Origin of the sequence: Zoogloea sp. (assembly GCF_030157465.1) — a bacterium.
Lineage (GTDB): Bacteria > Pseudomonadota > Gammaproteobacteria > Burkholderiales > Rhodocyclaceae > Zoogloea.
Genome location: NZ_JAOAUU010000128.1, coordinates 1 through 24,209, shown reverse-complemented (window position 1 = coordinate 24,209; position 24,209 = coordinate 1). Strand labels below are relative to the sequence as shown.

At 64.1% G+C, this 24,209-nt stretch carries 26 protein-coding genes and 1 CRISPR repeat array; of the genes, 16 read left to right on the top strand and 10 right to left on the bottom strand.

Annotated elements, in window-relative coordinates:
- Nucleotides 1-5: 5 nt before the first annotated feature.
- A CRISPR array of direct repeats spans nucleotides 6-1,054; the repeat unit is 28 nt; unit sequence CTTCACTGCCGGATAGGCAGCTCAGAAA.
- Nucleotides 1,055-1,087: 33 nt separating this feature from the next.
- Together Q1W26_RS14935 and Q1W26_RS14930 are read right to left on the bottom strand one after the other, a co-directional pair.
- The gene (locus Q1W26_RS14935; protein ID WP_300441821.1) at nucleotides 1,088-1,291 is read right to left on the bottom strand and encodes a SlyX family protein; all 204 of its coding nucleotides are present in this window, start codon (nucleotides 1,289-1,291) and stop codon (nucleotides 1,088-1,090) included.
- Nucleotides 1,292-1,393: 102 nt separating this feature from the next.
- Complete coding sequence (locus Q1W26_RS14930) at nucleotides 1,394-2,080, bottom strand: 2-phosphosulfolactate phosphatase (protein WP_300441818.1); 687 nt, start codon at nucleotides 2,078-2,080, stop codon at nucleotides 1,394-1,396.
- Between the two features lie 454 nt (nucleotides 2,081-2,534).
- Here Q1W26_RS14930 and Q1W26_RS14925 point away from each other — a divergent pair, with 454 nt between their 5' ends.
- From Q1W26_RS14925 to Q1W26_RS14890, 8 genes are all read left to right on the top strand, one after another.
- Nucleotides 2,535-3,521, top strand: a complete 987-nt coding sequence (locus Q1W26_RS14925; RefSeq protein WP_300441816.1) for a TerC family protein — start codon at nucleotides 2,535-2,537, stop codon at nucleotides 3,519-3,521.
- A 112-nt stretch (nucleotides 3,522-3,633) separates the two neighbouring features.
- Complete coding sequence (locus tag Q1W26_RS14920; protein WP_300441814.1) at nucleotides 3,634-5,571, top strand: U32 family peptidase; 1,938 nt, start codon at nucleotides 3,634-3,636, stop codon at nucleotides 5,569-5,571.
- Between the two features lie 6 nt (nucleotides 5,572-5,577).
- A complete protein-coding gene (locus tag Q1W26_RS14915) occupies nucleotides 5,578-6,270 on the top strand; it encodes a hypothetical protein (protein ID WP_300441811.1) in 693 nt (230 codons plus the stop codon).
- Between the two features lie 11 nt (nucleotides 6,271-6,281).
- Nucleotides 6,282-6,536 carry a hypothetical protein gene (locus Q1W26_RS14910; RefSeq protein ID WP_300441810.1) on the top strand — a complete coding sequence of 85 codons (255 nt, stop codon included), beginning with the start codon at nucleotides 6,282-6,284 and terminating at the stop codon, nucleotides 6,534-6,536.
- The gene (locus tag Q1W26_RS14905; protein ID WP_300441807.1) at nucleotides 6,533-6,916 is read left to right on the top strand and encodes a thioredoxin family protein; all 384 of its coding nucleotides are present in this window, start codon (nucleotides 6,533-6,535) and stop codon (nucleotides 6,914-6,916) included. The genes Q1W26_RS14910 and Q1W26_RS14905 overlap by 4 nt, the downstream gene beginning before the upstream one ends.
- A 25-nt stretch (nucleotides 6,917-6,941) precedes the next feature.
- A complete protein-coding gene (locus Q1W26_RS14900; RefSeq protein WP_300441803.1) occupies nucleotides 6,942-7,352 on the top strand; it encodes an HIT family protein in 411 nt (136 codons plus the stop codon).
- A 24-nt stretch (nucleotides 7,353-7,376) separates the two neighbouring features.
- On the top strand, nucleotides 7,377-8,897 hold the full coding sequence (locus tag Q1W26_RS14895) for a mechanosensitive ion channel family protein (protein WP_300441800.1): 1,521 nt from the start codon (nucleotides 7,377-7,379) through the stop codon (nucleotides 8,895-8,897).
- Nucleotides 8,898-8,938: 41 nt separating this feature from the next.
- Nucleotides 8,939-9,958: a class I SAM-dependent methyltransferase gene (locus tag Q1W26_RS14890; protein ID WP_300441797.1), complete on the top strand. Its 1,020-nt coding sequence runs from the start codon at nucleotides 8,939-8,941 to the stop codon at nucleotides 9,956-9,958.
- A 62-nt stretch (nucleotides 9,959-10,020) separates the two neighbouring features.
- On the opposite strand, the gene ylqF is transcribed toward Q1W26_RS14890, so the two are convergent.
- Entirely contained in the window at nucleotides 10,021-10,959 is a 939-nt protein-coding gene (gene ylqF, locus Q1W26_RS14885; RefSeq protein WP_300441794.1) for a ribosome biogenesis GTPase YlqF, read from the bottom strand.
- A gap of 323 nt (nucleotides 10,960-11,282) precedes the next feature.
- Here ylqF and Q1W26_RS14880 point away from each other — a divergent pair, with 323 nt between their 5' ends.
- The 3 genes from Q1W26_RS14880 to Q1W26_RS14870 are packed head-to-tail and all read left to right on the top strand — an operon-like array spanning nucleotide 11,283 to nucleotide 13,334.
- Nucleotides 11,283-11,846 (top strand): DUF1415 domain-containing protein, encoded by a 564-nt coding sequence (locus Q1W26_RS14880; RefSeq protein WP_300441792.1) that lies wholly within the window; start codon nucleotides 11,283-11,285, stop codon nucleotides 11,844-11,846.
- On the top strand, nucleotides 11,833-12,702 hold the full coding sequence (locus Q1W26_RS14875) for an SAM-dependent methyltransferase (RefSeq protein WP_300441789.1): 870 nt from the start codon (nucleotides 11,833-11,835) through the stop codon (nucleotides 12,700-12,702). Before Q1W26_RS14880 ends, Q1W26_RS14875 begins: the two co-directional genes overlap by 14 nt.
- A complete protein-coding gene (locus tag Q1W26_RS14870) occupies nucleotides 12,696-13,334 on the top strand; it encodes a hypothetical protein (RefSeq protein WP_300441787.1) in 639 nt (212 codons plus the stop codon). Before Q1W26_RS14875 ends, Q1W26_RS14870 begins: the two co-directional genes overlap by 7 nt.
- Nucleotides 13,335-13,351: 17 nt before the next feature.
- On the opposite strand, the gene Q1W26_RS14865 is transcribed toward Q1W26_RS14870, so the two are convergent.
- The 6 genes from Q1W26_RS14865 to Q1W26_RS14840 form a co-directional block, all read right to left on the bottom strand.
- A complete protein-coding gene (locus Q1W26_RS14865) occupies nucleotides 13,352-13,849 on the bottom strand; it encodes a DUF4124 domain-containing protein (protein WP_300441784.1) in 498 nt (165 codons plus the stop codon).
- Between the two features lie 92 nt (nucleotides 13,850-13,941).
- Nucleotides 13,942-14,520 carry a hemerythrin domain-containing protein gene (locus tag Q1W26_RS14860; protein WP_300441781.1) on the bottom strand — a complete coding sequence of 193 codons (579 nt, stop codon included), beginning with the start codon at nucleotides 14,518-14,520 and terminating at the stop codon, nucleotides 13,942-13,944.
- 22 nt (nucleotides 14,521-14,542) lie between these two features.
- On the bottom strand, nucleotides 14,543-15,256 hold the full coding sequence (locus tag Q1W26_RS14855) for an ABC transporter ATP-binding protein (RefSeq protein ID WP_300441779.1): 714 nt from the start codon (nucleotides 15,254-15,256) through the stop codon (nucleotides 14,543-14,545).
- The gene (locus Q1W26_RS14850) at nucleotides 15,249-16,025 is read right to left on the bottom strand and encodes an ABC transporter ATP-binding protein (protein WP_300441777.1); all 777 of its coding nucleotides are present in this window, start codon (nucleotides 16,023-16,025) and stop codon (nucleotides 15,249-15,251) included. Before Q1W26_RS14850 ends, Q1W26_RS14855 begins: the two co-directional genes overlap by 8 nt.
- Complete coding sequence (locus tag Q1W26_RS14845; RefSeq protein ID WP_300441774.1) at nucleotides 16,018-16,986, bottom strand: branched-chain amino acid ABC transporter permease; 969 nt, start codon at nucleotides 16,984-16,986, stop codon at nucleotides 16,018-16,020. The genes Q1W26_RS14850 and Q1W26_RS14845 overlap by 8 nt, the downstream gene beginning before the upstream one ends.
- Nucleotides 16,987-16,990: 4 nt before the next feature.
- A complete protein-coding gene (locus Q1W26_RS14840; protein ID WP_300441772.1) occupies nucleotides 16,991-17,857 on the bottom strand; it encodes a branched-chain amino acid ABC transporter permease in 867 nt (288 codons plus the stop codon).
- A gap of 380 nt (nucleotides 17,858-18,237) precedes the next feature.
- Here Q1W26_RS14840 and benC point away from each other — a divergent pair, with 380 nt between their 5' ends.
- A complete protein-coding gene (gene benC / locus Q1W26_RS14835; RefSeq protein WP_300441769.1) occupies nucleotides 18,238-19,248 on the top strand; it encodes a benzoate 1,2-dioxygenase electron transfer component BenC in 1,011 nt (336 codons plus the stop codon).
- A 34-nt stretch (nucleotides 19,249-19,282) separates the two neighbouring features.
- Here the strand turns inward: benC and Q1W26_RS14830 are convergent, their stop codons facing one another.
- Nucleotides 19,283-20,284 carry an AraC family transcriptional regulator gene (locus Q1W26_RS14830; protein WP_300441766.1) on the bottom strand — a complete coding sequence of 334 codons (1,002 nt, stop codon included), beginning with the start codon at nucleotides 20,282-20,284 and terminating at the stop codon, nucleotides 19,283-19,285.
- Between the two features lie 240 nt (nucleotides 20,285-20,524).
- On the opposite strand from Q1W26_RS14830, the gene antA reads away from it, so the two are divergent.
- The 4 genes from antA (at nucleotide 20,525) to Q1W26_RS14810 (ending at nucleotide 24,027) form a co-directional block, all read left to right on the top strand.
- Nucleotides 20,525-21,925: an anthranilate 1,2-dioxygenase large subunit gene (gene antA, locus Q1W26_RS14825; protein WP_300441763.1), complete on the top strand. Its 1,401-nt coding sequence runs from the start codon at nucleotides 20,525-20,527 to the stop codon at nucleotides 21,923-21,925.
- Nucleotides 21,925-22,413, top strand: a complete 489-nt coding sequence (gene antB / locus Q1W26_RS14820; RefSeq protein ID WP_300441760.1) for an anthranilate 1,2-dioxygenase small subunit — start codon at nucleotides 21,925-21,927, stop codon at nucleotides 22,411-22,413. The genes antA and antB overlap by 1 nt, the downstream gene beginning before the upstream one ends.
- 159 nt (nucleotides 22,414-22,572) lie before the next feature.
- On the top strand, nucleotides 22,573-23,694 hold the full coding sequence (locus Q1W26_RS14815; RefSeq protein ID WP_300441860.1) for an ABC transporter substrate-binding protein: 1,122 nt from the start codon (nucleotides 22,573-22,575) through the stop codon (nucleotides 23,692-23,694).
- A 39-nt stretch (nucleotides 23,695-23,733) separates the two neighbouring features.
- Nucleotides 23,734-24,027 carry a hypothetical protein gene (locus Q1W26_RS14810; RefSeq protein WP_300441757.1) on the top strand — a complete coding sequence of 98 codons (294 nt, stop codon included), beginning with the start codon at nucleotides 23,734-23,736 and terminating at the stop codon, nucleotides 24,025-24,027.
- Nucleotides 24,028-24,209: the final 182 nt, after the last annotated feature.

The following is a 24,209-nucleotide window of genomic DNA, read 5'->3' as shown; positions in this document are numbered from 1 at the left end:
CAGGACTTCACTGCCGGATAGGCAGCTCAGAAAGTTAAAGCAGTCGTGCGCCACATCGACACGCGCTTCACTGCCGGATAGGCAGCTCAGAAAGTTTTGCGTTGAAAATCCGAAGAGTCCAATGTCTTCACTGCCGGATAGGCAGCTCAGAAACAGCGCAGTAACTAGATACCGCATGACGTTTCCTTCACTGCCGGATAGGCAGCTCAGAAACGGAATCGCAAGCGTCGCGCCGCTTGTGATCTCTTCACTGCCGGATAGGCAGCTCAGAAATTGTCCGTTTCCCGGCGGGCTCCGGTGTCGGCCTTCACTGCCGGATAGGCAGCTCAGAAACTGCCGGGGTTTCGCCCACGGCGCCGGCCGCACTTCACTGCCGGATAGGCAGCTCAGAAAAACGCGGTGCGCCCCGACTGACTGGGAGAAAACTTCACTGCCGGATAGGCAGCTCAGAAATGGTCGACAAACGTCACGCCACCGTCAGTCGACTTCACTGCCGGATAGGCAGCTCAGAAATGGAACGCCGCAACGACAAAACCAATGAGCGCCTTCACTGCCGGATAGGCAGCTCAGAAATCCCGCTTGCGGCACAAAGGCTGGGTGGTGATACTTCACTGCCGGATAGGCAGCTCAGAAAAAGGACGCACGCTTATGCGATCCGTCACCCTACTTCACTGCCGGATAGGCAGCTCAGAAAGTAATGGGTGGGGCTGACGACTGGTGTCACAGCTTCACTGCCGGATAGGCAGCTCAGAAATGTCCTTGTTGCCGGTCTTGAGGGCTTTGGCGCTTCACTGCCGGATAGGCAGCTCAGAAATCATCGGCAAGCCGGCCGGCGCCGACCTCGGCCTTCACTGCCGGATAGGCAGCTCAGAAAGCCGGGGCGCGGGCGCCGAAGATGGCCTGGTTCTTCACTGCCGGATAGGCAGCTCAGAAACGAACGCCTGCGTGCTGCCTTGTGCTGCCCATCTTCACTGCCGGATAGGCAGCTCAGAAATGAGTGAAGGAGAAGTCAAGGATGTAGATGTCCTTCACTGCCGGATAGGCAGCTCAGAAAGGGCGCGGCCGGATGCATCGCTGCCGGACCGGCTCAATAGTGCGGCGGAATCTCATCCCGCAAATCACGGGCTTCTGCTGAGGGCGCGGCAGCCTGCATCTGCTGGTAGATCTGGACAAGCTGGCGCTGCAATGCGTCGATCTGTTCCTGCTGGCGGTGCACCGTCAGGTTGAGGGTATCGACCAAGTCTTCGGTCAGGGCGAGCTTGATCTCGATTTCAGTGAGTCGGGATTCCATGACGGCCCTCGGGGAAAGTTTGCGAAGGGCGGATTGTTCCAGTCCGCGGGCCATGCGCCAAGCGTTGCGACGCATCCGGGCCCGGATGTCCGGAAGCGGGCCTCAGCGAATCACCAGGCGATCGCCTTCGCTCTGCACCTGCATCGCGAATCCAAAAAGGTCGACCCGGGCGGCCAGTTCGAGATCGGCGCTGGGCAGGTTGGGCCAGGTGCCGGCGGCAAAGCGCTGGCCGAAATCGGAATCCCGCACCCGGCGCGCAAATCCTTCCGGCGCAGGCTGATCACCGCGCAACAGGGCTTCGATGTAATCGGCACATGCGATGTCCTCGTCACCATCGCGATCGACCCATTCACCGGTGATGACGAAGCACACCTCCGTCGCCCCGGCCGCACGGATCGCCTCGGCGGTTGCCCGGGCACACACGAGGCTGGTTGCGTACAGCTGGCGCGCCTGGCGAAACCGCTGCAGCCCCCGCACTCCCGCGGCCGTACTCATCACGACCGGCTTGCCGGCCAGATCGGCATCCAGCAGCCGCGACGGCGAATTGCCGAAATCGAAACCCGGCGCCGGGTCGCCGCCTTCGATCGCGCCCACCGACACCGCATCGACAAGGGTGCCGGCCAGCACCACGCCGGCGGAAACCCCTTCCACCGGATAGATCGCCGACGCCCCGCGATCCAGCGCCACCGCCGCGGTCGTGAAGGAGCGCAGCACGTCGATGACGACAACCGTATCGCGGGCGTCCGGCTGGTTTTGCAGACGGTTCAGGAAAACACGGGAAAATTTCATGGCGAAGAGGGGGCGTAAAGGAGGACGAAAACCACATCGAAATCGACACAAAGGCCCGCCGGGACGTGCTTTGCGGCGGGCGGACAGGCGCAGGCTTGCGCACGCGCCCGGACCTTAGCCCGCTCCGCGCCGCCGGGCAAGGCGCAGCGCACCAAAGCACGCACGCCCGGCCGATAGTCCTTGACCCGAGGCTGACGGGCAACTAATCTTCAAGCGTCCCAAGGGGGAGTAGCTCTTCGCCGCGGCATCGTCAGTTCGGAAAAGTTGGTTTGTCCAGCTTTTCCCGGTGCCCCGGGCAGTCGTCACCATGCGGCTGCGAGCAAGACCTTTGCCGCGATGGCAGAGGTTCCCTTATTCGGAAAGGCGGCCCTCTGTCCTCGCAGGATAAGGGCCGTTTCGTTTGCTGCCCCGGCAGCGCGAAACGGAAAGCTGTTCCGACAAGGAGGACTCTTCAATGGAAACAATCGGTACCTGGTGGATGTGGGCGGGCTTCCTGGCCATCGTTCTGGCGATGCTCGCGGTCGACCTGTTTGCAACCGGCGGCGGCAAGTCACACAAGGTGAGCTTTCGCGAGGCGGCGGGCTGGTCGGCCGTATGGGTGGGCGTTTCGCTCGGTTTTGCGGCGGCGCTGTGGTTCTACCTCGACGCCGCGATGGGGCGCGAGATCGCCAACACCAAGGCGCTGGAATTTCTCACCGGCTACCTGATCGAGAAATCCCTCGCGGTGGATAACGTCTTTGTGTGGCTGATGCTGTTCAGCTATTTCGCAATTCCCCTCGAACTGCAAAAGCGCGTGCTGGTGTATGGCGTGCTCGGCGCCATCGTGCTGCGCACCGTGATGATCTTCGCCGGCGTGTGGCTGATCACCCAGTTTCACTGGCTGCTGTACGTGTTTGGCGCCTTCCTGCTCATCACCGGCATCAAGATGTGGTGGTTCGCCGAACAAACGCCCGACCTGGCCACAAACCCGGTCATCCGCTGGATCCGCAATCACATGAAGGTGAGCGATCAGCTTCACGGCGAGCGCTTCTTCGTTACCCTCGAAACGGCCGGCAAGGCGGTGCGCCATGTCACGCCGCTGTTCCTGGTGCTGGTGCTGGTGGAACTCAGCGACGTGGTCTTCGCGGTGGATTCGATCCCGGCGATCTTCGCGATCACCACCGACCCCTTCATCGTGCTCACCTCCAACATCTTCGCGATCCTCGGCCTCCGGGCGATGTACTTCATGCTGGCCGGCATGGCCGACCGCTTCTCGCTGCTCAAGTACGGCCTGGCGCTGGTGCTGGTCTTCATCGGCACCAAGATGCTGCTGATCGACATCTACCCGATCCCGGTGCCGGTCTCCTTGGGCGTGGTCGCGCTGATCATCGCCAGCGCCATCGTGCTCTCCCTGCGCCGGGACGCGCGTCAGCAGGCCGCCGGGCCCGTGAAGCAGAACTGACCCCCACGCACGTCCCTCGACGCCCCCGGCTTGCCGGGGGATAATGGCAGGTTAGACAAGCTGCCGACCGAGCAGCCTGCCCGCCACTGGGCACCCCCTGGAGAGTACCGGCATGATCCACACCCGCAAGCAGCTCGAACTCCTCGCCCCGGCCAAAAACGCCGATATCGGCATCGAGGCGATCAACCACGGCGCCGACGCCATCTACATCGGCGGCCCGGCCTTCGGAGCGCGAGCCAACGCCGAGAACACCGTCGCCGACATCGAGCGCCTCACCCGCCACGCCCACCGCTTTGGCGCGCGGGTGTTTGTCACCTGCAACACCATCCTCCACGACGCGGAAGTGGACAGCGCCAGCGCACTCATCCACCAGCTCCACGAAGCCGGCGCCGACGCGCTGATCGTGCAGGACATGGGCATCCTCGAACTCGACCTGCCGCCGATCCAGCTCCACGCCAGCACGCAAACCGACATCCGCCACCCCGAAAAAGCCCGCTTCCTGCAGGACGTGGGCTTCTCGCAGATCGTGCTGGCGCGGGAGATGACCCTCACCGAAATCCGCAAGGTGGCCGCCGCCACCGACTGCGCGCTCGAATTCTTTGTGCATGGCGCGCTGTGCGTCGCCTTCAGCGGCCAGTGCTACATCAGCCACGCCCACACCGGGCGCAGCGCCAACCGCGGCGAATGCTCCCAGGCCTGCCGCCTGCCCTACGACCTCGCAGACAAAGACGGCAACCTCGTCGCCAGCAACCAGCATTTGCTGTCGATGAAGGACAACAACCAGAGCGCCAACCTGCGCGCACTGGCCGACGCCGGCATTTCCAGCTTCAAGATCGAAGGCCGCTACAAGGACATGGCCTACGTCAAGAACATCACCGCCCATTACCGCCAGCTGCTCGACGGCATCATGGAAGATGCGCCCGAATATTCCCGCACCTCGGCCGGGCGCAGCACCTTCCTGTTCAACCCGGTTGCCGAAAAAACCTTCAACCGGGGCGCCACCGATTACTTTGTGAACGGCCGCACGGCCGACATCGGCGCCTTCGATTCGCCCAAGTTCGTGGGCGAACCGGTGGGCAGCGTGATCCGGGTGGACGGCAAGCAGCGCCGATTCTTCGACACCACCAGCGCGGTCGAGCTGCATAACGGCGACGGCCTCACCTTTTACGACCGCAAGGGCGAACTCGTCGGTCTGCGCGTGAACCGCGCCGAAAAGATCGGCGAGGATTTCCGCATTCACACCGCCGAAACCCTGCCGGCCGACCTCTTCCCCGGCAGCGGCCTGTTTCGCAACCGCGACCAGGAATTCGAGCGCATCCTCGAAAAGAAATCCGCCGAACGCCGCATCGCCGTGGATATTTCGCTCACTGAGACGCCCGCCGGCTTCGCGCTCACGCTCACCGACGAAACCGGCGTTGCCGCCACCGCCGAACTGCCCCACGCCAAAGAGCCCGCCAAGGATTCCGAACGCGCGCTGGCCGGCCTGAAAGAAGGCGTAGCCAAGCTCGGCACCACGATCTTCAGTGCCCGCAAGGTGGATCTGGACATCAGCGCGGCGTGGTTTCTGCCCGCCTCCAGCCTCAACGCCCTGCGCCGCGACGCGGCCGAAAAGCTCGAAGCCGCGCGCCTCGCCACGCTGCCGCGCCTGCCCCGCCGCGCCGCCGTCGAGCCGCCGGTGCCCTACCCGGAAACCGAACTCTCCTACCTCGCCAACGTGCTCAACGACCGCGCCCGCGCCTTTTACCAGCGCCACGGCGTGCAGCTCATCGAGGCCGCCTACGAGGCCAACGAGATGCTCGACGACGCCTCGCTGATGATCACCAAGCACTGCCTGCGCTACAGCTTCAACCTGTGCCCCAAGGAAGTGAAAGGCATCAAGCCCGACCCGATGACGCTCATCAACGGCAAGGAAAAACTCACCCTGCGCTTCGACTGCAAACGCTGCGAAATGCACGTCGTCGGCCGCATCCGCAACTCGGTGCTCGCCATGCCCGCCGTGCCAATCCAGTTTCACGCCAAAGTCCCGGACGGCTTTCACCCGCCGCATTAATCACAGATGAAAATCGCGATCGCAATCATTGTGCTGGCCCTGGCCATCCTTGTCGGGCCGGCCGTCTGGCAATTCAGCCGTCACACCCCGCAGGCCGTCCCCACCACCGGCCTGCCCTGGCAGATCGAAACCCTGCCCGGCGGTGAATCCAGGGTCTTCGACCTGACCCTCGGGCACAGCACCCTCGCCGATGCCCGCAAGCGCTTCGGCGACGAGATGCCGCTGGCCGTGGTCGCCGAGCCCAACGAAAGCGGCAACGTCGAAGGCTATTACGAAAACGTCACCGCCGGCTTCGTCGCCGGCCGGCTGATCGTCACCGCCGACCTGCCGCCCGCCGTCATCGACGCCATGCGCGAGCGCTCGCCCAAAACCGAGTACATGCAAAGCACCACCCGCAAGGCCCGGCTTGCCGACTCCGACTTCGCCGCTGCGCTGGCAGCCCCGATCCGCGCCCTCAGCTTCATTCCCGCCGCCCAGCTCGACGAGGACATCGTCATCCAGCGTTTTGGCCAGCCCGCCGAACGCATCCGCGTGAATGAGCACGTCGAGCACCTGCTCTACCCGGCCCGCGGCCTCGACCTCGTGCTCGACAGCAAGGGCAAGGAGCTTCTGCAGTACGTCGCCCCGGCCCGCTTCGAAGCCCTGCGCGCGCCGCTCAAGGCCCAGGCCAACCTCGCCACCCCGGCAGCCAAGCCCTGAAACCAGCCCCCATGGCCACCCAGTCCGCCGACCGCAAACGCTGCCTGAGCTGCCAGCACTGGGGCGGCGAGCGCAGTGTCGGTGCCGAGCCGGACAACGTCGACTACCTCGAACACAATGACCGCGGCACCTGCAACGACGGCGGCTGGCACGGCAGCAGCCGCTGCGGCCCGCGCAACGCCTGCGGACACTGGCTCAAGTGGATCGCCCTCGAGATGCCCGCCGCAGCGCCCGACACCCCGCCCGACGACACCGCCGCCCCATGAGCCCCGACCAGCCCGAATTTCTCGTCGCCTGCCTCTGCGCCGCCTGGTGCGGCACCTGCCGCGACTACCGGGAAGGCTTCCAGGCGCTGGCCGAACGCTTCCCCAATGCGCGTTTCCTGTGGCTGGACGTGGAAGACGATGCCGACATCCTCGACGACTACGACGTGGAAAACTTCCCGACCCTGCTGATCCAGCGCCACGACAGCGTGCTGTTCTTCGGCCCGATGCTGCCCCACCACGAAATCCTGCAGCGCACCGTCGAAAGCTTTCACGCCCAGAGCCCGGATGAAAGCCGCCGCTACGCGGGCTCCGACCCCGAACGGCGCAACTGGCAAACCGAACGCAACCTGCGCCAGGCGCTGGCCGCGCGGCCAGCCTGATAAAAAAACCACAAAGGAGACACCGATGGACGACTGTATTTTTTGCCGCATCGTGCGCGGCGAGCTGCCCGCCTCAAAAATCCACGAAGACGAGCACACCCTCGCCTTCCTCAACATCGTGGCGGCCCACCCCGGCCACGCGCTGGTGATCGTCAAGCCCCACGTGGCCAACATCCTCGATCTCGACGACACCCTCGCCGCCGCCGTCTTCCAGACCACGGCCAGGGTTGCCAAGGCCGTGAAGGCAGCCACCGGCTGCGATGGCGTCACGCTCTTCCAGGCCAACGAAGTAGCCGGCGGACAAACCGTCTTCCACTTCCACATCCACGTGCTGCCGCGCTACACCAACGACAAGCTGCTGCCCTTCTGGCCGGCCAGCTCGCCCGGCCGCGAAGCCCTCGACGACATGGCCGCCCGCCTGCGCGCGGTGCTGTAGATTTCCGCCGGCCCCGTCGTCGCCATGCCCCTTTCCTATCTCAGCGCCGAAGCCCCCTTCGCCATCCTGGCGATGATCGCCTCGGCGCTGCTCATCTTCCGGCCCCTCTTTGCCTGGCGCCGCTCGTTGATGAACACCGGCGTTTTCTTCCTGGTCTGCCTGGCGGGCGATCTCACCGCCGGTCTGCTCAGCGGCTACCTGCAACCGGCCGCCATCAGCTGGCTGCGCGAAATGTCGGTGTTCGGCGAAGGCCTGGCGGTGATCCGCTACCTGGGCCTGGCCTTCTTCAACGTGTTGCTGCCGCGCGTGCGCGTGTACATCTCGGGCATCCTCGCCGACATCCTCGTCATCATCGGCTACATCGCCTGGGCCTTCCTGCGCCTCAACCTCGCCGGCGTCGAGTTCAGCCACCTGTTCGCCACCTCCGCCGTCCTCACCGCGGTGGTCGCCATCTCGATGCAGGACACCCTGGGCAACCTGCTCGGCGGGCTCGCGCTGCAAATGGACAACTCCCTCGAAATCGGCGACTGGATCAAGATGGGCGACGTTTCCGGGCGGGTCAGCGACATCCAGTGGCGCTACACCGCCATCGTCACCCGCAACGGCGAACGGGTCGTCATTCCCAACAGCCACCTGATGAAAAACCGCTACGCGGTCATCTGCAACAAGCGCCAGGACGTTCCCCAGCAGCGCCGGCTCATCGACTTCAACGTCGACCTCTCGGTGCCGCCGGCGCGGGTGTCCACGGCCGTCATCCACGATATTCAAACGGCCCGCATCCCCAACGTAAGCCTCACACCCGCCCCCCAGTGCCTGCTGATGGAATTCGGCGACGGCTACGCCCGCTACACGCTGCGCTACTGGCTCATCGACCCCGGCCCGGACGACGTGACCGACTCCGACGTGCGCCACCACGTGCTGGCCGCGCTGCAACGCGAGGGTATCCGCCTCGCCGTCGGCGACCAGACCATCCATCTGGTCCAGGAAAACAAGGCCCACCGCGAAGAAGTGCGCACCCGCGAGCTCAACCGCCGCGTCGGCGCCATCAGCCGCATCGACCTGTTCTCGCGCCTCTCCGAAGCCGAACAGCAGGATCTCGCCCGCCGCCTCATCAACGCCCCCTTCGCCAAGGGCGACGTGCTCTTTCGCCAGGGCGACATCGCCCACTGGCTCTACATCATCGCCAGCGGCGAAGCCGAAGCCTGGTGGACGCCGCCCGATGGCGGCCCCCAGCGCCTCATCGACACCCGCGGCCCGGGCAACATCTTCGGCGAACTCGGGCTCATGACCGGCGCCCCGCGCCGCTCGACCGTCGTCGCCATCACCGACGTCGAAGCCTACCGCCTCGACAAGGACAGCCTCGAACACATCCTTCGCGCCCGCCCGGAGCTGGCCGAAGGCATCTCCGTCATCCTCGAACAACGTCGCAGCCGCTTTGCTGCACTTGAACAGGGCCACGCCGACGGCAACAACGATCAGCGCAACAACGTGCGCTCCGACGCCAGCGCCCTCGGCAAAAAAATCCGCGAGTTCTTCGGCCTGTAAAGTCCGGCCTCACACCCATCGCCCCGCACCCGGTAGCTCCCATGTCCGACACCGTACTGTCCCCCTCCCTCGAACGCGCCCTCGAAGCCCGTCGCGAACTCATCGCCCGCCTCGAAGCCGAACAGACCAACGCCTACCGACTCTTCCACGGCACGGTCGAAGGCCGCCCCGGCCTCACCGTCGATCACTACGGCAAGCTGATCCTCGTGCAAAGCTTCCACGACACCCTGCCGGCATCCCAGCTGGCCGAAGTCGAAGCCTTTTACGCGGCGGCCTTTCCGGGCAGCGAACTCATCTACAACGACCGCAGCCCGGCCAACTCGCGGATTGCCAACGCCGTTCCGCCCGACCGCAAGGAACTCGCCACCACCCGCCGCGAATTCTCCGAACTCGGCGTCAAGTACTGGGTGCAGGCCCGCCACGACGGCCAGGATCCGTGGCTCTTCCTCGACCTGCGCGCCGCCCGCCGCCGCGTCATGGCCGAAGCCGAAGGCAAGTCGGTGCTCAACGTTTTTGCCTACACCTGCGGCGTCGGCATCGCGGCTGCCAAGGCCGGCGCACGCCACGTGGTGAACGTGGATTTCGCCGAATCTAGCCTCACCGTCGGCCGCGACAACGCCAAGCTCAACGACCTGCCGGTTCGCCCGCGCTTCGTGAAGAGCGACGCCTTTGCCGCCATGCGCCAGCTCGCCGGCATCGGCCAGGCCAAGATGGTACGCGGCAAGCGCATGCCTCCGTTCCCCGAACTCGCCAAGCACCGCTTCGACCTGGTCTTCATGGACCCGCCCCGCTATTCCAAGAGCCCGTTCGGCGTGGTCGACCTGGTCAACGACTACTCGGCCCTGCTCAAGCCGGCCCTGCTGTGCACGCATGAAGGCGGAACGCTGATCTGCTGCAACAACGTGGCCGACGTGGAACGCCAGGCCTGGGCAGACCAGATCGTGCGCAGCGCGGAGAAAGCCGGGCGCACGGTTCGGGAAATGGAATGGATCATGCCGGAAGAGGATTTTCCGACCCTGGACGGGAACCCGCCGCTGAAGGTGCTGCTGCTGAGGGTTTAAGGCCCCGCGGGCTGCGGCGGTCAGGCTGAACGGGAATCCCCCGAATCAGCCTGAAGGCGGCCTCAGTCGTCCACCGGATCCGGCGCTGCCGAATCCACTTCGCCTGCGGCCTTGGCTGCCGCCTTCGCCGCCACCGCCTCGGCGTGTGCCTCCATCATCCGCTTGCGGGATTCCGGCGACTCCAGGCTCACCCGCCCCAGGGCGCCGTCGCGGTAATCCTGCAGCAGGATCAACGACGCCTTTTCGATGTCCAGCCCGCCGCCCTTGAGCAAGCAACCGCGCCGTCTGGCGATGGTTTCGACGAGCGCCGGGCCGTCCAGCCCGTCGACAGAAGTCTTGTAGCGCGCCGCCACCAGCGCCGGGTAGCGCTCCAGCAGCACATCGCCCAGGAAGTTCGCCACCTGCTCGTCGATCACCGCGTTGCGGCCGATGGCGTGGCTGGCCGCCAGCATGAAGCCGTCGGAATCGTGCTCGATCTTTGGCCACATCATGCCCGGCGTGTCGATCAGCGTGGCCGTGGGCGAGAGGTCGAGCACCTGCTGGCTCTTGGTCACCGCCGGCTCGTCGCCCACCTTGGCCACACGCTTTTTCAGCAGCGCATTCATCAGCGTGGATTTACCCACGTTGGGGATGCCCATGATCATCATGCGCAGCGGCTTGAGGCGGTCGTTGCGGTGCGGCGCCAGCGGACGGCACAGGCCGACCACCTTGGCCACGTCGCCCGGCTTCTTGCACGACAGCGCCACCGCCGTCACACCTTTCTGGGCGTTGTAGTAGGCCAGCCAGCGGGCCGTGACGACCGGATCGGCGAGGTCGGCCTTGTTGAGAATTTTGAGGCAGGCGCGCTGCCGATGAACGCGCAGCTCGCGGATCATCGGGTTGCTGCTCGCCTCGGGCAGGCGCGCGTCGAGCACCTCGATGACAACATCTATCCGCTCCATGCTCTCCGCCGCCTTCTTGCGGGCGGAAGTCATGTGACCGGGAAACCACTGGATGGACATGGGCGTGCGTTGAACCTAGAAACGGTAGTTGGACGCGCCCGATGGTGCATTCGGGCGGGTGACTGGCGCGAAGCGACAACGCGGCAGGCTCATGCCTGCAAGGCGGAGCGACAAAGTCAGGCGCCCGGCCGGAGGTGCCAGCGGGCGCGTAGCGTATTCACCCGATGGGTGAGCGCCGAAGGAAGGAAAAATGCGTGTGTTCATGCGTTCTTCTGGAATGGACGAAAGCGGTCAGCTACCGTTTCTAGGTTCAATCAATCAAAGCCCGCCATTATCAGGGCAAAATGGCAACCCTCGAAGGAAATCCCCGAAAGCCCTGCACCATGAACCACGAAGAAGTCATCGCCGCCACCCGCGAGTGGATCGAAAAGGCCGTCATCGGCCTCAACCTGTGCCCGTTTGCCAAGTCGGTTTACGTGAAGAACCAGGTGCGCATCGTCGTCAGCGACGCCCGCCACATCGATGGCTTCCTCGAAGACCTGGACCGTGAGCTGGACTACCTCGCCGGGATCGACCCCGAAACCACCGACACCACGCTGCTGATCCACCCGACCCTGTTTCCCGACTTCCTCGACTTCAACGACGTGCACCAGATTGCCGACGAAGCCGTGGTCGAACACGAACTGGACGGCGTGATCCAGATCGCCAGCTTCCACCCCGAATTCCAGTTTGCCGACACCGAGCCGGACGACATCACCAACTACACCAACCGCGCGCCCTTCCCCACGCTGCACCTGATCCGCGAAGAGAGCCTCGACAGGGCCGTGGAAGCCTTCCCCGAAGCGGAAATGATCTTCGAGCGCAACATCGAAACCATGAAGAAACTCGGCCTGGCCGGCTGGCTGGCCCTCGGCATGACCCGCCCGAAAAAACATGGCGAAGAGTAAGCCCGCCAAACCCGCTCCGGCGGCGGACGCCAAGCCCGCCGTTCATCCGGATATCCGCCCCGGCCAGTCGATCGAACTGCTCAAGGAGCTGCACATCCTCACCCGCGAGGGCCAGCTCAACCAGGACAGCCGGCGCAAGCTCAAGCAGGTCTACCACCTCTACCAGTTCATCGAGCCGCTGCTGGCCGAGGTGCTGGCAGGCACCGGAGACCTCACCCTCGCCGACCATGGCGCGGGCAAGTCCTATCTCGGCTTCATCCTCTACGACCTGTTTCTCAAGTCGAAGGAAGCCGGCACGGTTTACGGCATCGAAACGCGCAAGGAGCTGGTCGCCCACTCCCGCGAGCTGGCTGCCCGGCTGGATTTTCCGCGCATGAAATTTCTCGACGTGAGCGTCGAGGAATCCACCGGCTCGGCCGAACTCCCCGACAGGATCGCCGTGGTCACCGCGCTCCACGCCTGCAACACCGCCACCGACGACGCGATCCGGTTTGCGCTCGCCAAGCAGGCCCGCTTCGTGGTGCTGGTGCCCTGCTGCCAGGCCGAAGTCGCCAGCGTGCTGCGCAAAAACAAGAATGCCAGCTTTGGCCTGACGCCGCTTTCCGAGATCTGGCGCCACCCGATTCACACCCGCGAGTTCGGCAGCCAGCTCACCAACGTGCTGCGCTGCCTGCAGCTCGAAGCCCACGGCTACCAGCTCACGGTCACCGAACTGGTCGGCTGGGAGCACTCGATGAAAAACGAGCTGATCATCGCCCGACGCACCGACGCACCCCGCAAGAACGCGATGGAACGCCTCGAGAAAATCCTTGAAGAGCTGAACCTCACCGAACTGCGGAGCCGCTTCGCGTGCTGACTGCCCAGTTGATCGCAGCAGTGCTGCTGGCCCTGTCGCCGCGCCTGTGGCGGCTGCGCCAGCGCTACGACGAGGCCGCACTGGCGCCCATCACCGAAGCCCCCCACGCCAACCCCGGCGACGAAAGCCTCAAGCTGCAGCTCGCCGCCTGGCTGGCCGACGGCGCGGGCAACGGCGCTACGGCACTGCCCTGGGCCCACCCGGCAGCACCTGTTCCCCTGAGCTGCGCCCGGGCACCGGCGTGTACCGCCAGCGCGGTGCGCCACTTCGGCTATCGCCTGGCCGGCTATCACCAGCTCGACGAGCGCAGCCGCCTTGGCGGCATGGCCTACCGAATCGGCGTGCAGTTGCGCCCGGTGCTGTGGTTTTTGCCCCGTCGCGCCGATGAGCCCTGGGACGACGCCTGGCTGGCCGACGTGGACGAAACCCGCCTCGCCGCGCTCGCCCGCTGGGTGCCGCGCCGCCCGACGCTGATCGTTCTGGACAATCCCGCCTCCGGCCTTGCCGCGCGCGTCATGGCTGCGCTGGATCACGCGGCCCGGCATGGCGACCATCCGGTTCGCCTGCTGATCCTTGGCGACGACACCACCAAACTGCCGCTGGCAGTGCGGGCGCTCAAACCTTCCCGCTAAAGGCTTAGAGCTAAGGGCTAAGGGAAGGGAAACGAGCGCATCGGCGCCGGGCGCTCCCGCTCGGCCGCCCTGGGCTTGGGCGGCGCCACCGGCACAAGCGGCGGCAGGTAACGCGGCGCAGGCGATACGACCAGCGGCAGCGGATACATCGCCCGGCGCCGCTCGGCCTCATCGCGTGCGGCATCCTGTTGCGCCTGACGCTGCTGCGCCGCCTGTTCGGCAGCCTGCCGGGCGTCGTGCTCGCGCCGTCGGGCGAGGGCATCCGCCGCCTGCCGGGCCTCCAGCGCCTGCGCGTCGCGCACCAGCTCTTCGCCCCGCGCCCGCGCCTCGGCCTGCTCGGCAGGCGTCGGCAAGGGCGGCGTATCGACCCGCATCACCCGGCTGTCGGGCGCGCAGGGCGAATCGGTGTAGGTCACCTTGCCGTCGGCGCCCACACATTTATTCACCGCCCATGCCGGCGCCCCATGGCCCGCCACCAGCAGAAGCGCCCCCAAGACAAACCCGCCGTGCTTCATGGTTTCCTGCTCCGTCTGCCAAGCCTTCAGATGAGCAAAGACTAGGCCGAAGCCGGAAAAAATGCGAGGACACCCCCCCCCGGGGCCGCGCGCTATTTCAGCGGCGCCCCCAGCCCGACCGGCGCCGGGGCCGTATTGACGATCCGCGAGAACAGCCCCGCATACTCGCCGGCCGCCCCGTGCCACGGGTTGTCGTTGGCCGAAAAGGCCGCTTCGATTTCAGCCCAGTCCTCGGCGCTGAGATGGGCTTCGGCAAGGGGAAAAACCTGCTTTTCCTCGGTGTTCATGTGCCGCCACTCGCTGTCGATGTAGCTGGCGAGCACCGCGTAAAACGGCTCGAAGCCGGCCGCGCCGGACTCCTGGTAAGCCGCCAGCGCAGCCCGCAGCGCGGCGATGCGGTGTTCGCCCTGGCGGTGCTCGTCCTCCAGTTGCTCGATGACCGGCACGGCTTCGGCGCAGCGCGCACGCAGCTTTTTGAACAGAAACTCGTTCTCCTTGGGGTGATGCACCTTTTCGGGCAGTTTTTCGATGTAGCGCAGCATCAATTCAAACAGCCCGAAATCGGGTTGCTGGCGCCCGGCCCGGATTTCTCCGGCCAGTGAGCGGAAGGCGCTCAGCATGGCCGCCAGTGCCCGGTGCTCGTCGTGAATCAGTTCGATGGACTTGTTCATGTCATTTCTCCGCGGGGCGGGCTCAAACGCCCAGGTGTTTCTGGATCAATTCGGGTTCGGCCCGGATGGCGTCGCTGGTGCCCGAGAAAACCACCTCGCCCTTTACAAGAATCATCGCCCGGTCGCAGATCGAGGTGACGGCGCCGTGGTTCTTGTCGACGATGACGGTGGCGATACCCGTCTTGCGGATCTCCTTCACGATGCGCCAGATCTCCATCGCGATCAGCGGCGCGAGGCCTTCGGTGGCTTCGTCGAGGATCAGCAGATCGGGGTTGGTCATCAGCGCGCGGCCGATGGTGAGCATCTGCTGCTCGCCGCCCGACAACTGCCAGCCGCCGTTGTTGATGCGTTCGCCCAGCCGCGGAAAGGTTTCCATCACCCGCTCGAACGTCCAGTTGCACTGGCCGTCGAGGCCGGCGCGGGCCGACATCTGGAGGTTTTCGCGCACCGACAGGTTGGGAAAGATGCCGCGCCCTTCCGGCACGTAGGCAATGCCGCGACGGGCGATGCGGAAGGTGCGCTCGCGGGTGAAATCGTCGCCGCGCACCAGCACCTGGCCGTGACGCGGCCGCACGATGCCGAGCATGCTCTTGATGAGCGTCGACTTGCCCATGCCATTGCGCCCCATCAGCGCAATGCCCTCGCCCTGCCGGATGTGAAAGTCGATGCCATGCAAGATGTGGCTGGCACCGTAATAGGTATGAAGCTCCTTGGCTTCGAGCAGCATGCTAGACATGAAAACTGTCCTCCTGACCCAGATAGGCTTCCTGAACGGCCACGCTGGCCTTGATCTGCGCGGGCGGGCCGGATTCCAGAACCTGCCCGTTGACCATCACGGTGATGGTGTCGGCCACCGCAAAAACCGCGTCCATGTCGTGCTCGACCAGCAGGATCGCGCGCGTCTCGCGCAGGCGCTTGAGCACCTCCACCACCTTTGCCGACTCCTCCGAACCCATGCCCGCCAGCGGCTCGTCGAGCAGCAGCACCTGGGCGTCGGTGGCCAGCACCATGGCAATTTCGAGCTGGCGCTGCGCACCGTGGCTCATCACCCCGGCAAGGCGCCCTTCATTGCCGGCCAGGCCGGCCTCCGCGATGCAGGCCATGGCCTTGTCGATGGACCATTGCAGCTTCATCGCCTGGCTGAAAATGCGCCACGGCTGCTGGCGCCGGGATTGCGCGGCGAGGCGCACGTTCTCGAGCACCGTGAACTTCGGAAAGATGTTGGTGCGCTGGTAGCTGCGCCCGATGCCCACCCGCGAACGCTCGGCGGCGGAGAGGCCGGTGATGTCGCGGCCCTGGTATAGGATGCGCCCGTCGCTGGGCGGCAAGTCACCCGACAGCATGTTGATGCAGGTCGACTTGCCGGCCCCGTTGGGCCCGAGCAGCGCATGCAGCTTGCCCCGTTCTAGGGTCAGCGCCACGTCCTGGTTGGCCACCAGTCCGCCAAAGCGGCGGGTGATCTTGTCGGCCACCAGCAGGGCCTCGTTGCGGCTTGCGTCAGTCATGGGTGGAGTCCCCCTGCAGCGTGCGTTTGATGCGGCCCGGAATGGCCGACAGGCCACCGGGCAGGAAGAGGACGGCCGCGACGATCACGCAGCCCATCAACAATTGCCAGTGCTTGGTCCAGCTACCGAACACCTCCTGCATCGCGGTAAAGGCAAATGCCCCGGCCACTGCCCCCAGCAGATTGCCCATGCCGCCCAGGATCACGGTGAGCAGGACATTGCCCGAGTGGTGCCACGACAGCAGTTCCGGCGTCACGAAGCCGAACAACACCGCGTAGAGAAACCCCGCCACCCCGGCCAACCCGCCCGCCAGCGCAAAGGCCGCCAGCTTGTAGCGAAAGGTGATGTAGCCCAGCGACTGCATGCGGTGCTCGTTGCTCTTGATGCCCACCAGCACCCGGCCAAAGGGCGACTGGAGAATCCGCGCCAGAAACACATAGACCAGCACCAGCATCGCCAGCACGAAGTAGTAAAGGTGTTCCGGGTTGTCGAGGTTGAAGGGCTGAAAGCCGGCCAGCTCCGCACTCGGCTTGACGTTGACGTAGATGCCGTCGGAGCCGCCGCCCAGCGCCGTATCGTGGAATACGAAGTAGGCCAGCTGCGCAAAGGCCAGGGTCACCATGATGAAATAGATGCCCTTGGTGCGCAGCACGAACAACCCGACGACAAAGGCCACCAGCATGGCCGCCCCCACCGCTGCGGGGAACACCAGCCACAGGTTGGCCGCCTCGTACTCCGGGCTCAAGAGGGCTGCCGCATAGGCCGCCACCCCGAAATAAGCCGCGTGCCCAAAGCTCACCAGCCCGGTAAAGCCCACCAGCAAATCGAGGCTCATCGCGAAGATCGCCAGCACCAGGGTTTTGGCCAGCAGCTCGGTGTAAAAGGATTCGCCCAGCAGCGGCACCGCCGCAAGCGAGGCAAAGACGGCCAGCTTGAAGGCCATGGAAACAGTCGTGTTCATGGTCTCAACCTTTCTTGAAAATGCCTTCGGGGCGCCACAGCAGCACCACCGCCATGACGAGATAAACCACCATGCCGGAGTACTCGGGGATCAGCACCTTGCCGAAGGTGTCGGCAAAACCGACGATCAGCGCCGCCAGCAAGGCGCCCGACACCGAGCCGATGCCGCCGATCACGACGATCACGAAGGAGATGATCAGCACGTGACTGCCCATGTTGGGAAACACCGACGAGATCGGTGCCGCCAGCATGCCGGCCAGCGCGGCCAGCGCCACCCCGAGGGCAAACACGAAGCGGTAGATCACGTTGATGTTGATCCCGAGCGCCTCGACCATCGTCCGGTCGTGGTTGCCGGCGCGGATCATCATGCCCAGCCGGGTGCGCTGGATGAGGTAGTAAAGCGCCACCACCAGCACGATGCACACCACCGATATCACCAGCCGGTAAACCGGATAGCTGAGCACGTCACTGAGCGGAATCGACGCGCTGAAGATGGCTGGAATCTCCACCCCGTGCACCTCGTCGCCCAGCAGCAGGCTGCGCACCTCCTCGAAAATCAGGATCAGCCCGTAGGTCAGCAGCACCTGCTCCAGGTGGTCGCGCTTGTATAGATGGGAAAACAGCGCCCATTCCAGAAACGCGCCAAAAGCCAGCGCCAGCGGAATCCCCAGCAGGATCGCCATGAACAGGCTGCCCGTGGCGCTACTGATGGCAAAGGCCAGGTAGGCGCCGATCATGTAGAAACTGCCATGCGCCAGATTGATGATGCCCATGATGCCGAAAACCAGCGTCAGCCCGCTTGCCACCAGAAAAAGGAGCAAGCCGTACTGCAGCGAATTGAGCATCTGGATAAGTATCGAGGCCGCGTCCATTCAAGCCTCCTGTTCCGGGCGGCGCCTGACGCGCCCTGCCCTGCCTGTCATTGACATTGGTGTCTCCTCATTGTTGTGGGCCTGATTTCGCTCCGGACAGAACGCGCTGCCGGATGCTTATTTCCGTTGCCCCGGGTTCGGGGGCGGCGTGCATTTGCGCTGCACCAGCCAAAGACTAGAGGCCTGCCGCCCGCCGCAATATCCGCTTTCGTGCGGATCGCTATCCGCTTCTCAAAAAACCGCCGACCGTCACGAAACGGATATCGATGCAGACAAAAGCGGATATTCCCGGCACCGGCCGCTGCCTATTCTTGGCAACACCGAAAGGCAGGCACGGACGCCCGTCACCCAAGCCGGAAAAACCCAATGGAGAAGACACAATGACCTACACCGTCGCCCTGAATTTTGAAGACGGCGTGACCCGCTTCGTCACCTGCAAGCCGACCGAAACGGTCGTCGATGCGGCCTACCGCCAGGGCATCAACATCCCCATCGACTGCCGGGACGGAGCCTGCGGCGCGTGCAAATGCTTTGCCGAATCGGGCGAATATGAATTGGGCGATTACGTGGACGACGCCCTAAGCAGCACCGAGGCCGCCGAAGGCTTTGTACTCACCTGCCAGATGCGCCCCAGGAGCGACTGCGTGCTGCGAATTCCCGCCAGCGCCTCCGTTTGCAACATTCGCCAGGCCAGCTACCTTGCCCGGATCGAGGACGTGAAGCGCCTGTCGGAGAGCAGCTTTTCACTTGTGCTGCAAGGCGAAGCCCTCGCCAAACTCGGCTTTCTGCCCGGCCAGTACGCCAACATCGAGGTGCCCGAAACGGGGCTGCAGCGGGCGTACTCCTTCAGCTCCGGCGTCAGTAACGGCCAGGTGTCATTCCTGATCCGGAATGTTCCCGGCGGCCTGATGAGCCGCTATTTGAAGGACAGGGCGCGACCGGGCGACGCCATCACCCTCAACGGCCCCTTCGGAAGTTTCTATTTGCGCGACATCCAGCGCCCGGTGCTGATGCTCGCCGGCGGAACGGGCCTTGCGCCCTTCCTGGCGATGCTGGACAAGATCGTCGCGAGCGGCGGCAGCCCGCAGCCGATTCACCTTCTTTACGGCGTGAATAGCGATGCCGATCTGGTGGAAACGGAGAGGCTCAACGAATTTTCACGCCTGTTGCCGAACTTCAGCTTTGCCGCCTGCGTGGTGGACGCCAGCAGCACCCAGCCCCGCAAAGGCTACGTGACCCAGCACATCGAGGCCTCGCAATTGAACGACGGCGAAGTGGATATCTACCTGTGCGGCCCGCCGCCGATGGTCGAGGCGGTGACGCAGTTTCTGCGCGACAGAAACATTCAGGCAGCCAGCTTTCACTACGAAAAATTTGCAGCCAGCGCCTGATTGCGCCCAAAACCGGCAGACCGCCTGAACGCGCTCAGGGGTTCTGCCGGCAGCGCTTCAGGGTTTCGGAAGGCAGCTCGTTGAACTGCTTTTTATATTCGATGGAAAAGCGCCCGAGGTGCGTGAACCCCCAGTCCATCGCAATGCCCGAAATGCTCGAACGTGAACCGCTGCGCAAAATGTTGCGGCGCACTTCCTCGAGCCGGTATTTCTTGCGAAAAGCCAGCGGCGACATGCCGAAATGCTGCTTGAAGCCCTCATAGAGCTTGAAGCGCGACACGCCCGAAACCCGCTCCACGTCTTCGAGGCACACCTCGTCACGCGCCGTTTCCAGGATGAACTCCTTCGCCCGCAGCAGGTAATGGGGCAGCTTGGCCGCCCGCGCGGCCTTCAGCTCGTCCGAATAATTGTGGGGCTGGGCCAGCAGCAGGCCCTTGATCAGCGCCGTCTCGATGTCGCTGGTAAACAGTGAATCCCGATACAGCGAGCCGCCGTTTTCCGTCTCGGTGAGCAGGTACTTGACCATCCGCCACCACGAGGCCGTATCGCCATTGGCGGCATCGATGCCCGGCTGGAAAACCACCGGCTTATCAAGCTTGCGCTGAAGCAGATCGCCCAGCACGCCAGCAATCGCCGGCTTGGTGATGGCCACCAGGATCTTGCGGCAATTGCCGGCAATGACGAGTTCCTGCGGCGCGCTCGGCAGCAGGATGGTGCCCATGTCCCGGTCGGAGCGGATGCGTCCGCCCTCCAGGGTCAGCTCCTGCTCGCCCACCACCGGCAGGCTCACGCTGAAACAGTTGAGCGGGTCGGAGTTGTGCACGCGCACCGACACATCGACGCCGTATTCCACGTAACCCAGCGTGGTGGCCATGGATTTGAGCACCGTGCCCGAGTGCCGAAACCCCAGCGCCCGGCTCGAATGCACCTTGAGTTCGTGGGGGCCGCACACGCCGGCCATCCAGGAGCGCGCACCTTCCTGATCGGTGTGAACCGCGTCGAGATCGCGCTCGACACGCGGGGCATCTGTTTGCATCTCGATGTCTCACTCTCTTTGCTGGGGTGGCGCGCTTGGCCCGGGGCCGCCGCGACGCCCGCCTCTCACGCTAATACTGAGAACCATTCAATTTTCAGTGTTGTTGACGACATGGCCACCTGTCAAGTCGCAGCGCAGCGACCAAAAAAAGCGGACACACATCGCCTCACGGCCGGATATTCAGCGCCTCTCGTCGGCCTTTTAATGAGCGCTCAAACCATACCAACGAGAGGACACACCATGAACACCGCGAGAACACCCGCCCAGTGGCAGGAGTTTGTCTCGGACTGCCTCGACTTCCGTCCGCAGGACGGTGTCTACCGGGTGGCCCGGGACATGTTCACCGAACCGCAACTGTTTGACCTGGAGATGGAACACATCTTCGAGAAAAACTGGATCTACGCCTGCCACGAAAGCGAAATCGCCAAATCGGGCGATTTCATCACCATGCGCGCCGGCCGCCAGCCGATGATCATCACCCGCGACGCCAACAACGAACTCAACGCCCTGGTCAATGCCTGCCAGCACCGCGGCGTCACCCTCACCCGCCTCGCCAAGGGCCGCCAGTCCACCTTCACCTGCTCGTTTCACGCCTGGACTTTCCGCGCCGACGGCAAGCTGTTGAAGGTCAAGGCCGCCGACCAGTACCCGGACGATTTCGACCTGTCGTCGCGCAACCTCAAGAAGGCGCGCATCGCCAGCTACAAGGGCTTCGTGTTCATCAATCTCGACACCACCGGCACCGAATCGCTGGAGGATTTCCTTGGTGACGCCAAGGTTTTCCTCGACCTGATGGTGGCCCAGTCGCCCACCGGCGAACTCGAAGTGCTGCCCGGCAAGTCCAGCTACAGCTTCGACGGCAACTGGAAGCTGCAAAACGAAAACGGCCTCGACGGCTATCACGTGAGCACCGTGCACTACAACTACGTGGCAACCGTGGTGCAGCGCCAGGAGATCAACACCCAGAAGGGCATCACCGGCCCCGGAACCCTGGATTACCGCAAGCTCGGCGCCGGCGACAAGAACACCGACGACGGCTGGTTCTCGTTCCGCAATGGCCACAGCGTGCTGTTCAGCGAAATGCCCAACCCGCAGGTTCGCCCCGGCTACGCCACAATCATGCCGCGCCTCGTCGAGGAATACGGCGAAAAGAAGGCCGAGTGGATGATGCACCGCCTGCGCAACCTCAACATCTACCCGAGCCTGTTCTTCATGGACCAGATCAGCTCCCAGCTGCGGATCATCCGCCCGGTGGCCTGGAACAAGACCGAAGTGACCAGCCAGTGCCTCGGGGTGAAGGGCGAATCGGACGCCGACCGCGAGAACCGCATCCGCCAGTTCGAGGATTTCTTCAACGTCTCCGGCCTCGGCACGCCCGACGACCTGGTCGAGTTCAAGGAAGCCCAGCGCGGCTTCGAAGCCCGTCTCGAAAAGTGGAACGACATCTCCCGCGGCGCTGAAAACTGGGCCACCGGCAGCACCCCGAACGCCGAAACCCTCGGCATCCGGCCCGTGCTCACCGGCACCGAGATCACCCAGGAAGGGCTGTACGTCAATCAACACGGCGCCTGGCAGGGCTTTCTGCTGAAGGGGCTCAAAGGGCAGGAAAACGCCCCGCACAACGAACAAGGAGCACAGTGATGCGTGAGCTTCAAACCAGCGTCGAACAATTCCTCTACCGCAAGGCCGAGCTGTGCGACCGGCAGGACTGGGACGCATACCTCGCACTCTTCGACGAGAACGCCGAGTTCCATATTCCCCAGTGGGATTCCGAGCATGTGTACACCACCGACCCGAAGCGCGAGATGTCGATGGTGTATTACTCCGCCCGGGCCGGGCTGGAGGATCGCGTCTTCCGCATCCGCACCGGCAAGTCGGCCGCCTGCACGCCGATGCCGCGCACCCTGCACCTCATCAACAACGTGCGCGTCGAAGAGCTGGCCGATTCGGAACTGGAAGTGAAGGCCAAATGGGTGACCCATTACTACCGCTTCGGCCTGGCCGAGTATTTTTTCGGTGAAGTCAGCTACCGCCTGAAGCCCGCCGGCACGAGCTGGGCCATCACGCGCAAGCACGTGCTGGTGCTCAACGACAAGATCAACTCGGTACTCGATTTCTACCACGTCTGAGCGCCACCCCAACCCGAGCAAGGAGCCGTGGCCAGGCCGGTGCAAAGCACCGGGTTTGCCACGCGATAAAAACGAGGAGACACCATGAAACCCATCACCCGCCGCGCCCCGCGCCACAGCCCCAGCCGCCTGCGGAACACCCTGCTGGCCACCGCCGTCATGGCCTTCGCTCCGGTAGTCCTGGCACAGCAGGCCCCCCTCAAGGTCGGCCTCATGCTGCCGGCTACCGGCACCTTCGCCTCCCTCGGCAACTCGATCACCAACGGATTCAAGCAATACGTCGCCGAAAACGGCGGCAAGCTCGGCGACCGCACGATCGAGTACTACATGGTCGATGACGAATCCGACCCGGCCAAGGCCACCGAAAACGCCAACAAACTCATCAAGCGCGACAAGGTCGACGTGCTGGTGGGCACGGTGCACTCCGGCGTGGTGATGGCCATGGCCAAGGCCGCCCGCGAAAACAACACCCTGATGATCGTCCCCAACGCCGGCGCCGACGAACTCACCGGCCCGCTGTGCGCACCGAACATCTTTCGGGTGTCGTATTCCAACTGGCAAACCGCCTACCCGATGGGCAAGGTCGCAGCCGAAAAGGGCCACAAGAAGGTCGTCACCCTCGCCTGGAAATACGCGGCCGGCCTGCAGGCGGTGAACGGCTTCAAGGAAGCCTTCGAAAAGGGTGGCGGGACTATCGCCAAAGAAATGACCCTGCCCTTCCCCAACGTCGAATTCCAGCCCTTCCTCGCGGAAATCGCCTCGCTCAAGCCCGACGCGGTGTTCGTCTTCTTTGCCGGCGCAGGCGCCACCAAGTTCGTCAAGGACTACGTCGCCTCGGGCCTCAACAAGACCATCCCGCTCTACAGCTCGGGCTTTCTCACCGAAGGCAATCTCGATGCGATGGGCGAAGCCGGCCAGGGCCTCTTCACCACCCTGCACTACGCCGACGGCCTGAAAGGCGCCAGGAACGACGCCTTCCGCAGCACCTACGCCAAAACCTACAAAAGCCAGCCCGATGTCTACGCGGTGCAGGGCTACGACAGCGCCCAGCTCCTCGGCGCCGGACTCAAGGCGGTGAAAGGCGATACCACCAAGCGCCCCGAACTGATCAAGGCCATGGAAAGCGCCCGCATCGACAGCCCCCGCGGCCCCTTCGTCCTCTCCCGGGCCCACAACCCCGTGCAGGACATGTACCTGCGCAAGGCATCCGGGCGCGACAACGCCTTCGTCGAAATCGCCGCCAAGGGCCTGGCCGACCCGGCACGTGGGTGCAAGATGTAAGGTCGGCTCAAAAAATCTCGCCGACACACACCGTCGCCCATGAAAAATTCCCTGAAACTGCCGAGTTTCAGGGAATTTTTCATGGGCGACGCATCATATATGTGGGGAAACCGCCTACAGCGCTGGCATAAACCCGACCTCAAGCGCATGCTTGATCCCGTAAAAATCTGCTATTTCACGGGACTCCTTTGTGGAGACAAACAAATGCTGACGACAAAACCTGTTATCGATACAACCGACTATCTGATGAAAGCCCAGTCACTTCCCCTCGAAATGGCAAGCTACGCCGCGAGGATATGGTTTGCCTGGATGTGCGCGCCCTGGTCCAAGTAAGCCGCAGCAAATACGCGGGGCCCTGCAGCCCCGCCGACCCTCCCGCCTGGCTTGCACAGAACAGACACACAAACAAAAGACGTACAAACAAAAACCCCCGACTCTTTTCAGAATCGGGGGTTTGTATTTGTTGGGGCGACATACCGGGTTCGAACCGGTGACCACTGGAATCACAATCCAGT